Annotated in this window: 13 protein-coding genes; 12 read left to right on the top strand and 1 reads right to left on the bottom strand. The window is 63.9% G+C overall.

Going from position 1 to position 12,238, the window contains the following annotated elements; all coding sequences use genetic code 11:
• Positions 1-90: 90 nt before the first annotated feature.
• The 11 genes from ACR64R_RS24725 (at position 91) to ACR64R_RS24775 (ending at position 10,185) form a co-directional block, all read left to right on the top strand.
• Positions 91-1,407, top strand: coding sequence for an ABC transporter substrate-binding protein (locus ACR64R_RS24725; protein WP_487358861.1), 1,317 nt, complete (start codon positions 91-93; stop codon positions 1,405-1,407).
• A 133-nt stretch (positions 1,408-1,540) separates the two neighbouring features.
• On the top strand, positions 1,541-2,437 hold the full coding sequence (locus tag ACR64R_RS24730; RefSeq protein ID WP_487358862.1) for a carbohydrate ABC transporter permease: 897 nt from the start codon (positions 1,541-1,543) through the stop codon (positions 2,435-2,437).
• 2 nt (positions 2,438-2,439) lie between these two features.
• Positions 2,440-3,306, top strand: a complete 867-nt coding sequence (locus ACR64R_RS24735) for a carbohydrate ABC transporter permease (protein ID WP_487362543.1) — start codon at positions 2,440-2,442, stop codon at positions 3,304-3,306.
• A gap of 5 nt (positions 3,307-3,311) precedes the next feature.
• Positions 3,312-4,409, top strand: a complete 1,098-nt coding sequence (locus ACR64R_RS24740) for an ABC transporter ATP-binding protein (RefSeq protein WP_487358863.1) — start codon at positions 3,312-3,314, stop codon at positions 4,407-4,409.
• A 2-nt stretch (positions 4,410-4,411) separates the two neighbouring features.
• Positions 4,412-5,524 (top strand): mandelate racemase/muconate lactonizing enzyme family protein, encoded by a 1,113-nt coding sequence (locus ACR64R_RS24745; protein ID WP_487358864.1) that lies wholly within the window; start codon positions 4,412-4,414, stop codon positions 5,522-5,524.
• 9 nt (positions 5,525-5,533) lie between these two features.
• Positions 5,534-5,863, top strand: coding sequence for an L-rhamnose mutarotase (locus tag ACR64R_RS24750; protein WP_487358865.1), 330 nt, complete (start codon positions 5,534-5,536; stop codon positions 5,861-5,863).
• Positions 5,856-6,929 (top strand): Gfo/Idh/MocA family protein, encoded by a 1,074-nt coding sequence (locus ACR64R_RS24755; RefSeq protein ID WP_487358866.1) that lies wholly within the window; start codon positions 5,856-5,858, stop codon positions 6,927-6,929. Before ACR64R_RS24750 ends, ACR64R_RS24755 begins: the two co-directional genes overlap by 8 nt.
• Positions 6,930-6,937: 8 nt before the next feature.
• Positions 6,938-7,384: a MaoC/PaaZ C-terminal domain-containing protein gene (locus tag ACR64R_RS24760; protein WP_487358867.1), complete on the top strand. Its 447-nt coding sequence runs from the start codon at positions 6,938-6,940 to the stop codon at positions 7,382-7,384.
• Positions 7,385-7,401: 17 nt separating this feature from the next.
• Positions 7,402-8,133 (top strand): SDR family oxidoreductase, encoded by a 732-nt coding sequence (locus tag ACR64R_RS24765; protein WP_487358868.1) that lies wholly within the window; start codon positions 7,402-7,404, stop codon positions 8,131-8,133.
• Between the two features lie 52 nt (positions 8,134-8,185).
• Positions 8,186-9,463, top strand: coding sequence for an L-fuconate dehydratase (locus ACR64R_RS24770; RefSeq protein WP_487358869.1), 1,278 nt, complete (start codon positions 8,186-8,188; stop codon positions 9,461-9,463).
• A gap of 65 nt (positions 9,464-9,528) precedes the next feature.
• Positions 9,529-10,185 carry a DUF2161 domain-containing phosphodiesterase gene (locus tag ACR64R_RS24775; RefSeq protein ID WP_487358870.1) on the top strand — a complete coding sequence of 219 codons (657 nt, stop codon included), beginning with the start codon at positions 9,529-9,531 and terminating at the stop codon, positions 10,183-10,185.
• Between the two features lie 179 nt (positions 10,186-10,364).
• On the opposite strand, the gene ACR64R_RS24780 is transcribed toward ACR64R_RS24775, so the two are convergent.
• Positions 10,365-11,312, bottom strand: a complete 948-nt coding sequence (locus tag ACR64R_RS24780) for a GlxA family transcriptional regulator (RefSeq protein WP_487358871.1) — start codon at positions 11,310-11,312, stop codon at positions 10,365-10,367.
• Positions 11,313-11,428: 116 nt separating this feature from the next.
• On the opposite strand from ACR64R_RS24780, the gene ACR64R_RS24785 reads away from it, so the two are divergent.
• Complete coding sequence (locus tag ACR64R_RS24785) at positions 11,429-12,136, top strand: DJ-1/PfpI family protein (RefSeq protein ID WP_487358872.1); 708 nt, start codon at positions 11,429-11,431, stop codon at positions 12,134-12,136.
• Positions 12,137-12,238: the final 102 nt, after the last annotated feature.

Here is a 12,238-nt window from a genome sequence, read left to right on the forward strand (position 1 = left end):
GCAATGAAAATGCTATTTGCATATGAATGAAGCTTAAGCGATCGGTTACGCACTCGGCAGACCGTCGCCGCGAGCCCATGGGAGGAGAATATGACGAGACTGGTTCTAGGCATTTCCGCCGGCCTGGCTGGCCTGCTGCTGAGCGGCACGGCGTTTTCGGCCGATCTGCCCGGCAAATTTCCGGGCGTGACGATCGACGTGAAGCTGATCGGCGGCCAGCAATATGAAAAGCTCTATGAGCGCATCCCCGAATGGGAGAAGGCGACCGGCGCCAAGGTCAACATCCTGACCAAGAAGAACGGCTTCGACATCGACAAGGAGCTGAAGTCCGATATCGCCTCGGGCAGCACCAACTGGTGCGTCGGCTGGAACCATTCGTCCTTCGCGCCGCAATATACGGGCCTCTACACCGATCTCAGCAAGCTCCTGCCGAAGGAAGAGATCGACGCTTTCGTGCCCTCGACGATCAAGGCCGCGACCATCGACGGCAAGCTGGAGATGCTGCCGCGTGCACAGTTCGATGTCTCGGCGCTCTACTATCAGAAGAGCCTTTACGAAAACGCCGACAACAAGACCAAGTTCAAGGCCAAATACGGCTACGACCTCGCGCCGCCGGACACCTGGAAGGAAGTGACCGACCAGGCCGAGTTCTTCGCCAATCCCCCGAACTTCTACGGCACCCAGTTCGCCGGCAAGGAAGAGGCGATCAATGGCCGCTTCTACGAGATGGTGGTCGCCGAGGGCGGCGAATATCTCGACAAGGATGGCAAGCCCGCCTTCAACTCGGAGGCCGGCATCCGCGCGCTCGACTGGTTCGTCAACCTCTACAAGGCCAAGGCGGTGCCCGCCGGCACCACCAACTACCTCTGGGATGATCTCGGCCAGGGCTTCGCCTCGGGTACCGTGGCGATCAACCTCGACTGGCCGGGCTGGGCTGGTTTCTTCAACGACCCGAAGTCGTCGAAGGTCGCCGGCAATGTCGGCGTGAAGGTCGCGCCCAAGGGGTCTTCCGGCAAGCGCACCGGCTGGTCGGGCTTCCACGGCTTCTCGGTAACCGAGAACTGCGCCAACAAGGAAGCCGCGGCTTCGCTGGTGTGGTGGCTGACCAATGAGGACAGCCAGAAGCTGGAGGCCGCCGCCGGCCCGCTGCCGACCCGCACCGCGGTCTGGGACTGGGACCTGAAGCAGGCGGAAAACGATCCCTACAAGAAGGAGGTTCTGGCCGCCTTCCAGGAGGAGGCCAAACACGCCTTTGCCGTGCCGCAGACGCCTGAGTGGATCGAGATCTCGAACGCGGTCTACCCTGAACTGCAAGCGGCGATCCTTGGCGACAAGACGTCCAAGCAGGCACTGGACGAGGCGGCCGCCAAGGCGACGCAGATCCTCCAGGACGCCGGCAAGCTCTAACGATACGTCCCAAGACCGCCTCCCTCATCGGAAATGAGGGAGGCGACAGCGTCTTGCCGGTACGGTTCTCCGTTCCGGCCGGGCCTTGCCCATGGGCGGCCCGAAGTTGAATGCAAAAGCTCACAGGATACCGATGAAGGGCTTGAAGCCATCCGCGCCGTTCCTGCTGCTGCTCCCGGCCATCGTCGTGCTGGCGGCGGTGGTGGTGCTGCCGTTGATCCTGTCGCTCTATTCCAGTTTCACGCCCTTCCGCCTGACGCGGCCCGAGACGTTCTTCGTCTTCATCGGCTTCCGCAACTATCTGTCGATCCTGTCCAATGCGGATTTCTGGTGGGCCTTCGGCCGCACGGTGTTGTTGCTCACCATCGCGCTGAATCTCGAGATGCTGCTCGGCCTCGGCCTGGCGATGCTGGTCGAGAAGGCGATGCGCGGCCAGCGGATCCTGCGCACGCTGATGATGTTTCCGATGATGTTCTCGCCGATCCTGGTCGGCTTCCAGTTCAAATTCATGTTCAACGACAATATCGGCCTGGTGAACAATGCGCTGCAATCGCTGGGCATTACGCGGGACGCCATCCCGTGGCTGATCGAGGGCCATCTCGCTTTCATCGCCATCTCGATCGCCGAAATCTGGTCGTCGACCTCGATCTTCGCGATCCTGATCCTGGCCGGGCTGCTCGCCATGCCAAAGGAGCCGGTAGAGGCGGCACGCGTCGACGGCTGCACGCCCTGGCAGACCTTCCGCTACGTGGTGTGGCCCTTCGTCATGCCTTTTGCCTATATCGCCATGACGATCCGTTCGCTCGACGTGGCGCGCGCCTATGACATCGTCAAGATCATGACCGATGGCGGCCCTGCCGGCCGCACCGAGCTGTTGTGGACGCTGGTCGGGCGCACCGCCTACAGCGACGCCCGCATGGGTCTCGCCAACGCCATGGCCTATTTCTCGATCCTGCTGTCGATCGCCTTCACCGTGTATTTCTACAATAAGCTCGCCGCGGCGCGCGCGCAGATCGGCGCGGAGTGGTGATGATGGACGAGAACGCTTCCGCCCGCCTGATCCGCCGGACGCTGACCGTCGCGCATCGCGTCGGCCTGTTCCTTGCCATGCTGCTGATCTGCCTTCCCGGCATCTGGATCGTGCTGTCGTCGCTGAGACCCACGGTCGAGATCATGGCCAAGCCGCCGGTCTGGATCCCGCAGCAGCTCTCCTTCGATGCCTATGTCGCCATGTTCAGCGGCATCGGCAAAGGCGGCATCCCGGTGCTCGACTATTTCCGCAACTCGCTGATCATCTCGGTCACCTCGACGGTGATCGCGGTGGCTATCGGCATGGCCGGCGGCTACGCCTTCGCGCGTTACCGCTTCCGCGGCAAGTCGGGCATGTTCCTCGGCCTCATGCTGACGCGGACCGTGCCGGGCATCGCGCTCTCGCTGCCCCTGTTCTTCCTCTATGTACGGCTGGGTATCATCGACACCCATATCGGCATGATCCTGGCCTATGTCGCGCTCAACGTGCCGTTCACCATCTGGCTGATCGACGGCTTCTTCCGCCAGGTGCCGAAGGACCTCGCCGAAGCCGCGCAGATCGACGGCTGCACGCGCTGGCAGGCGTTCTGGCAGGTCGAATTCCCGCTGGCGCGGCCCGGCATCGCCTCCGCCGCAATCTTTGCCTTCCTCACCTGCTGGAACGAGTTTGCTCTGGCCTCGCAGCTCACACGTTCCGTCAATTCCAAGACGCTGCCCGTCGGGCTGCTCGACTACACGGCCGAGTTCACCATCGACTGGCGCGGCATGTGCGCGCTGGCCGTGGTGATGATCATCCCGGCGCTGACCCTCACCTACATCGTCCAGAAACACCTCGTCGGCGGCCTCACCTCCGGCGCGGTGAAAGGTTGACTTCCATGGCAACGGTTTCGCTGAAAAAGCTCACCAAGCGTTACGGCAACATCGAGATCGTGCACGGCATCGATCTCGAGATCGCCGACCGCGAATTCATCGCGCTGGTCGGCCCGTCGGGCTGCGGCAAGTCGACGACTTTGCGCATGATCGCGGGTCTCGAGGATATCAGCGGCGGCGCGATCGACATCGGCGGCCGCGTCGTCAACGACCTGCCGCCACGCTCGCGCAACATCTCCATGGTGTTCCAGTCGTACGCGCTCTACCCGCATATGACGGTGCGCGAAAACCTCGGCTTCTCGCTCAAGATCGCAGGCGCGGCCAAGGACGACATGGACCGGCGCGTCGCGGAAGCCTCCGCCATCCTCGGCCTCGACGAACTGCTCGAGCGCCGCCCCTCGCAGCTTTCCGGCGGCCAGCGCCAGCGCGTCGCCATGGGCCGCGCCATCGTGCGCGACCCGGACGTGTTCCTGTTCGACGAGCCGCTCTCTAACCTCGACGCCAAGCTGCGTACACAGATGCGCACCGAGATCAAGAAGCTGCACGCCAAGGTGAAGTCGACGGTGATCTACGTCACCCACGACCAAGTCGAGGCGATGACGCTGGCCGACCGCATCGTCATCATGCGCTCGGGCTATATCGAGCAGGTCGGCACGCCCGACGAGGTGTTCAGCCGTCCCGCCACCCGCTTCGTCGCCGGCTTTATCGGCTCGCCGCCGATGAACCTGCACGAAGCGACGGTAAGCGACGGGCGGCTGGTTTTCAGTGGCGGTGACAGCCTGCCGCTGCCCGGCCAGTTCAAGCCGAGGACTGCGGCCGGCGACAAAGTCGTGTTCGGTATCCGTCCCGACGACTTCTACCCCACCGGCCACGGCCTGAGCGCGGGCGGCGAAACCGAAGTCCATCGCGTCGAGCTGCCGGTGAGCATCACCGAGCCGCTCGGCAATGAAACGCTGGTCTTCGCCGAATTCAACGGCGCCGATTGGGTGTCGCGCATGCTCAATCCCAAGCCGCTGAAAGCCGGTGACAGGATCGGCATGAGCTTCGATCTCAGCCGCGCGCATCTGTTCTCCGCCGAAACCGGCAAGTCGCTGAGGAGCTGAACATGGCGAAAATCGAGAAGATCGAACTGCGCATGGTCGACCTCGTGCCGAAGGTGAAGCGCACGGACGCGATCCAGAGTTTCGTCAGCCAGGAGACGCCGATCGTCACCATCACCGATTCCGACGGTGCGTCGGGCACCGGCTACAGCTACACGATCGGTACCGGCGGCTCGTCGGTGATGCGGCTTCTGGCCGATCATCTCGCGCCACGCCTCATCGGCCGCGACGCGGACCAGATAGAGGCGATCTGGCACGAGCTCGAATTCGCCACCCACGCCACCACCATAGGCGCCATCACCGCGATCGCGCTGGCCGCGATCGACACGGCCCTTTGGGATTTGCGCGCCAGGAAGCAGAACCTGCCGCTCTGGAAGCTCGCCGGCGGCGCCAAGGACCGTTGCCCGCTCTACACGACCGAAGGCGGTTGGCTGCATATCGAGACGGCCGCACTTGTCGATGACGCGCTTGCCGCGAAGGCCAAGGGCTTCACCGGCTCGAAGGTCAAGATCGGCAAGCCGCACGGTTCCGAAGACGTCGCGCGCCTGTCGGCGGTGCGTAAGGCGGTGGGCGACGGCTACGAGATCATGACCGACTGCAACCAGGGCTTTTCCGTCGACGAGGCGATCCGCCGCGCCGAGCGGCTGCGCGAGCTCGACCTCGCCTGGATCGAGGAGCCTCTGCCGGCCGATGACATCGACGGCCATGTGCGGCTGTCGAATTCGACCGCGACACCGATCGCGGTTGGCGAATCGCTCTACTCGATAAGGCACTTTCGCGAATATATGCAGAAAGGCGGCTGCAACATCGTGCAGGTCGATGTCGGCCGCATCGGCGGCATCACGCCCTGGCTGAAAGTCGCCCATGCGGCGGAGGCCTTCGACATGCCGGTCTGCCCGCATTTCCTGATGGAGTTGCATGTCAGCCTGGTCTGCGCCATCCAGAACGGCAAATATGTCGAGTATATTCCGCAGCTCGACGAGCTTACTGGTAAGAAGATGCGTATCGAGGACGGTCATGCGCTGGCGCCCAGCGAGCCCGGCATCGGCATCGACTGGGACTGGGACGCATTGAAGGCAAGGAGCATCGCCGAATTCACCACGGCGATCGTGAAATAGGAGGCGGATATGCAGCGCATGGGAATGGTGCTGGGCCTGAAGCCGGAGAAGGTCGAGGAATATGTCCGCCTCCACGCCGCCGTCTGGCCGGACGTGCTGACCATGATCTCGGCCTGCAACATCAAGAATTATTCGATCTATCTGAAGCGGCCGGAGAACCTCCTGTTCTCCTATTTCGAATATCACGGCACCGATTACGCCGCCGACATGGCCAGGATGGCCGCCGACCCGAAGACGCAGGAATGGTGGTCGGTGTGCACGCCTTGCCAGGAGCCGCTGCCGACCCGCAAGGAAGGCGAATGGTGGGCGACGATGGACGAGGTCTTCCATCATGACTGATGCCTTCGATCCGGCATCGCTGGCGCAGTCCTGGCCGAGGCCCTCGAAGCCGCGCCCGATCGTCACTTTCGGCGCCGGCTCGATCGTCGGCGACGCGCATTTTCCCGCCTACCGCAAGGGCGGCTTCCCGATTTCCGGCCTCTACGATCCGGATGAGGCCAAGGCGCAGAAGCTTGCCGACAAATGGGGCGTCACGGCGTTCCGTTCGGTCGACGAAGCGGCGGCGGTGAAGGACGCGATCTTCGACCTGGCGACGCCGCCCGGCCGGCATGCCGAGGTGCTGAAGGCGTTGCCGGATGGCGCGGTGGCGCTGATCCAGAAGCCGATGGGCAACTATCTCGGCGAGGCGACCGAGATCCTCGAGATCTGCCGGGCCAAACAATTGAAGGCGGCGGTCAATTTTCAGCTCCGCTTCGCGCCGATGATGCTGGCGCTGAAGGACGCGATCGCCAAGCGATGGCTGGGCGAGGTGGTGGACTTCGACGCCCTGCTGGCGCTCGATACGCCCTGGCAGCTCTGGGAATTCCTGCTCAAGGCGCCGCGCGTCGAGATCGCCATGCATTCGATCCACTATCTCGACCTCATCCGTCAGCTTCTCGGCAACCCCCTGGGCGTCCATGCCAAGACGCTCGGCCACCCCAATCACAAGGTCGCGCAGACCCGCACCAGCGCAATCCTCGACTATGGCGACACGGTGCGCTGCGCCCTGTCGATCAACCACGACCACAAGTTCGGGCGCCGCCACCAGGCCTGCGAGTTCCGCATCTGCGGCACCGAGGGTGCTGCCTATGTCAAGCTCGGCCTCAATCTCGATTATCCGCGCGGCGAGCCGGATATTTTGGAAATCCATCCCAAGGGCGGGTCGGACTGGGTCAGCGTGCCGCTCGCCGGCGAATGGTTCCCCGATGCTTTCGTCGGCCGCATGGCTAATGTCCAGCGCTTTGCTTCCGGCGAAGACGCCGAGTTGGTCAGCTCCGTCGAGGACGCCTGGAACACCATGGCGCTGGTGGAAGCCGCCTACAAGTCGAGTGCGGCGCCGGCGACGCCGCTGGCTGAAAAGCCGTAAGGCAGGACATGGAACAGACAACCTATTTCGAGGACTATGAGATCGGCTCGTCGCGCCTCACCAGCGGGCGCACCATCACCGAGACCGACTTCGTCGTCCACGCCGGCCATACCGGCGATTTCTTCCCGCATCATATGGACGCCGAGTTCATGAAGACGACGCCGTTTGGCCAGCGCATCGCGCACGGCACGCTGGTTTTCTCGGTCGGCGTCGGCCTCACCGCGAGCGTCATCAATCCCGTCGCCTTCTCCTATGGCTACGATCGGCTGCGCTTCATCAAGCCGGTCTTCATCGGCGACACCATCCGAACGCGCACCACCATCGCCGCGAAGGAGGACGACCCGAAACGCCCTGGCTCGGGACGAGTCGTCGAACGCGTCGAGGTTTTGAACCAGCGCGACGAGGTCGTGCTTGCGGCGGATCACATCTACATCGTCGAGCGACGGCCCGGCTGAAAGACGGAGACAGGCAAATGGCTGATATCACAGGCAAGGTCGTGGTGGTTACGGCGGCCGCGCAAGGCATCGGGCGGGCGAGCGCGCTGGCTTTCGCCAAGGCCGGCGCCATCGTCCAAGCCACCGACATCAACGAGACGGCCCTGGCCGAGCTCAGCAAGACGCCCGGCATTACGACGCGAAAACTCGACGTGCTGAATGAAGAGGCGGTGAGGACCGCCTTCGCCGAGATTGGCCGGGTCGACGTATTGTTCAACTGCGCCGGCTTCGTCCATGCCGGCTCGATCCTGGAGATGAAGGACGAGGATCTCGACTTCGCCTTCAATCTCAATGTGCGCGCCATGATACGCACCATCCGCGCCGTGCTGCCCGGCATGCTGGAGCGCGGCGACGGCTCAATCATCAACATGGCGTCGGTCGCGGGCGCTCCGAAAGGCGTGCCGAACCGCTTCGCCTATGGGGTGACCAAGGCGGCCGTGGTCGGCCTGACCAAATCGATTGCCGCCGACTATGTCGCCAAAGGCATCCGCTGCAACGCCATCTGCCCGGGCACCGTCGAGAGCCCTTCGCTCCAAGGCCGCATGCAAGCGCAGGGCGACTATGAGGCGGCGCGTGCGGCTTTCATAGCCCGCCAGCCGATGGGCAGGATCGGCACGCCTGAAGAGATCGCCGACCTCGCTGTCTATCTGGCCGGCGCCACCTATACGACCGGGCAGGCCTATAATATCGACGGCGGCTGGTCGATCTGAGGCGTTTCGCGGGCCAGGTTGAGTGATGACGCAGGCCAGCTAAGAGGCAGCAATGACAACAATCACGGACCTCAGAACCTTCGACCTGCGGTTCCCGACATCGCAGAGCCTCGACGGCTCCGACGCGATGAATCCGGACCCGGACTATTCGGCCGCCTATGTCATCCTCGACACCGATGTTCCGTCGCTGAAAGGCCACGGGCTCACCTTCACCATCGGCCGGGGCAACGAGATCTGCTGCGCGGCAATCGAAGCGCTGCGCCATCTCGTCGTGGGGCTGGACCTTGGTTGGGTGAAAGAGGATCCCGGCCGTTTCTGGCACCATGTGACCGGAGACAGCCAGTTGCGCTGGATCGGTCCAGACAAGGGCGCCATGCATCTTGCCGTCGGCGCGGTGGTCAACGCGGTCTGGGATCTGTGGGCGAAGGAGTCCGGCAAGCCGGTATGGCGCCTGGTCGCCGAGATGAGCCCGGAAGAGATCCTGCGCATCGTCGACTTCCGCTACCTCACCGACGCCATCATCCCGGCCGAGGCGCTGGCGATCCTGAAGAAGGCCGAAGCCGGAAAGGCGGAACGCATCGCCACCCTCGAGCGCGAGGGCTATGCATGCTACACCACTTCCGCCGGGTGGCTGGGCTATCCCGACGACAAGCTGAGGCGCCTTTGCCAGGAAGCGGTCGATGACGGCTTCAATCACATCAAGCTAAAGGTCGGCCGCGACCGCGCCGACGACATCCGGCGCCTTAGGATCGCCCGCGAGGTGATCGGCCCGGACCGCTACCTGATGATCGACGCCAACCAGGTCTGGGAAGTCGATCAGGCGATCGACTGGCTGAAAGACCTCGCCTTCGCGAAACCCTTCTTCATCGAGGAGCCGACCAGCCCGGACGATGTCGCCGGTCATGCGAAGATCCGCAAGGCGGTCGCTCCGATCAAGGTCGCCACCGGCGAGATGTGCCAGAACCGCATCATGTTCAAGCAGTTCATCGCCGGCGGCGCGATCGACGTCGTTCAGATCGATTCCTGCCGTATGGGCGGGTTGAACGAGGTTCTGGCGGTGCTTCTGATCGCGGCAAAGTTCGGCCTGCCGGTCTGGCCGCATGCCGGTGGCGTCGGCCTGTGCGAATATGTCCAGCACCTGTCCATGATCGACTATGTCGCGGTGTCGGGCAGCAAGGAAGGACGTGTGATCGAATATGTCGACCATCTGCACGAGCACTTCCTGGAACCCTGCTTTATTCGCGACGCTGCCTATATGCCGCCCCGTGCGCCCGGCTTTTCGATCGAGATGAAGCCCAAATCGCTCGAGGACTATCTGTATCGCGCCTGACAACGGGCTCGGGACGGCAGTGATGCCGCTGGGCCGGATAGCCGCGAATCGGCTATGCCCGTCCCATGCAGGAAACCTCCCTCTACGAACCGGTGAAGCGGTTCCTCGAGAGCATGGATTTCGTCGTCAAGGGCGAGGTCGGCGGCTGCGACGTGGTCGGCGTGCGCGCCGGCGAGCCGGATGTCGTCGTCATCTGCGAACTCAAGCTGCAATTCAACCTTGAGCTCGTCTTGCAAGCCGTCGACCGCGCGGCAGCCTGCGACGAGGTCTGGCTGGCGGCACGACAGTCGGCGCGCGGCAAGGGCCGCGAGCACGACCGGCGCTTCCGCGCGCTCTGCCGTCGCCTCGGCTTCGGCTTGCTCGGCGTCAGCGGCAAGGGCGAGGTGGAGTTGATCCTCAGCCCGGCCGCCTTGCCGCCGCGCCGCGATCCCAGGCGGCGATCGCGCCTGGTCGAGGAGCATCATCGCCGCAAGGGCGACCCGTCCATCGGCGGCAGCACGCGCAAGCCGATCATGACGGCCTACCGGCAGGAGGCGCTTGCCTGCGCCGCCGCCATGGCCGACGGCCCGAAGCGGCCGCGCGACTTGAAGGCCCTTTCGCCACGCGCGGCCAGTATCCTGCTGCACAATTATTATGGTTGGTTCGCCCGGGCGGAGCGCGGCATCTACGCGCTGACGGAGGCTGGTCTCGCAGCTATCCAGCCTCTTCCCGCGGCTCTGTAAGTTGTAGCGCGGCCTGATTTTGTCGACTTACCGTTTGTGAACGAGCCGTCCTTGACGCCGGACCGCGTTGCGCCAAGTGATGCCCTTGCCTGGCGCGCTCCTTCGCATCTTCTTGTCGATGGCCATACTGTCGTGAGCAGGGGGCTCTCGATCACGATCAAGGCCGTTCTCAATCGGGGTCAGAAGCGCTCGCGATAATCGCGCGGGTTGGTGCCCAATACGCGCAGAAAGCCGCGCCGCATCGTCTCCTCGGAACCGAAGCCGCAGCGCCGCGCCGTCTGGCGAACCGTCAGCCCCCGCTCCAGCATCCGCCGCGCCGCTTCGATCCGGATCTCTTCGACGGCTCGCGCGGGCGTTCGGCCGGTCGCTTCCTGGTAGTGCCGCGAAAAACTGCGCCGGCTCATATTGGCGTGCTCCGCCAACTGCCCCAGCGAAAGGTCGCTGCTTAGATTGTCGAGGATCCAGCCGTGCAGGCGGTCGAAGCGGCCGTCGCCTTCCTGCAGCTTGAGGGTTTGGCTAAACTGCGCCTGGCCGCCTGGACGTTTCAGGAAGACCACCAACTCGCGCGCCACCGCCAGCGCTGTACGCCGGCCAAGGTCGGCCTCGACGAGGGAAAGCGCCAGATCGATGCCCGCCGTCACGCCGGCCGAGGTCCAGATATTGCCGTCGCGAATGAAGATCGGGTCGGGTTCAAGCCGAACCGCAGGAAAACGCCGGGCGAACTCCGCGCAGCGGCCCCAATGGGTGACAGCGCGACGGCCGTCTAGCAGGCCTGCCTCAGCCAGCAGCATGGCGCCGCTGCAGACGGCAGCCGTTCGCTTGGCATCGCGCGCACGGCCGATGATCCACTGAACCAGATCAGCCTCCTTGCAGGCCGCATTGACGCCCCATCCGCCGGGCACGATCACCGTGTCGATCTCACGGCCGTGCGCCGGCAGCGGCGCTGCCTCCAGGACGAGACCGGACGATGTCCTGACACGGGGCGAAGCTGCGACGACGACGACATCATAGGCGTGCGGGTCGCCGGCCTGGGTCCTGAAGTCGTTGGCGCTGGCGAAAACCTGAAGCGGTCCGCTGACATCGAGAAGCTGGATGTCGGGATAGGCGAGGATTTCGACGCGGCGCATGGGTTTGGCCTGAAACGAGGGATGAATGGCAATCGTGCCAAAGCATGATGTCGTAGATTGCCCAAGTCAACTTTCGCCAAGACCACTTGTCTCAAAATCAACTGACGGAGATTTCCATGTCCCTTCGTTTCGGCATCCTCGTATTTCCCAACGTCCAACAGCTCGACCTCACCGGGCCTTATGAGGTTATGGCCACCGTCAAGGGCGCAGAGGTCGAATTGATCTGGAAGGATCGCAACCCGGTGACGTCCTCGACGCGGCTGTCCCTCACACCGACAGCGACCTTCGACGACTGCCCGCCTGTCGACGTGCTGTGCATTCCGGGCGGAGGCGGCGTCAACGCGCTGCTCGAGGACGGGGCGGTGCTCGAGTTCGTCTCGGAGCGCGCTGCGCAGGCGCGCTATATCACTTCGGTGTGCAGCGGCGCCCTGGTGCTCGGCGCGGCGGGGCTGCTCAAGGGCAAGCGAGCCACCACCCATTGGTATGCCCATGATTTCCTCGAGGAGTTCGGCGCGATCCCGGTCGACGCGCGGATCGTCGAGGACGGCAAGCTGATCACCGCCGGAGGTGTCACCGCAGGGATCGATTTCGGGCTGGCGCTGGTTGCAAGGCTGCTCAGCCCTGCCGAAGCAGAGATCGTGCAGCTGTCGCTCGAATATGCCCCGGCTCCTCCCTTCCGATCCGGCACGCCCGCCGAGGCTTCGCCCGCCGTGTTGGCGGAGGCAAAAGAACGGCTTTCGGGTTCGAGGCGGGTTCGCGAGGAAATGTTTGCTCGCTGGCGCGAGGAGCGCGGGTCCGCCCTGCCGACAAGCATCCGGGCCTGAAGCGACAAAGCCGCTGATGGCGAACATTGCGCCATACGACCCGGCCTCGATTCACGGTTGACACGTCTCCCGCTCTGTGCAGAAATTGGTTGGACCATTGAA

Source organism: Mesorhizobium sp. MC2-1-1 (genome assembly GCF_057597255.1).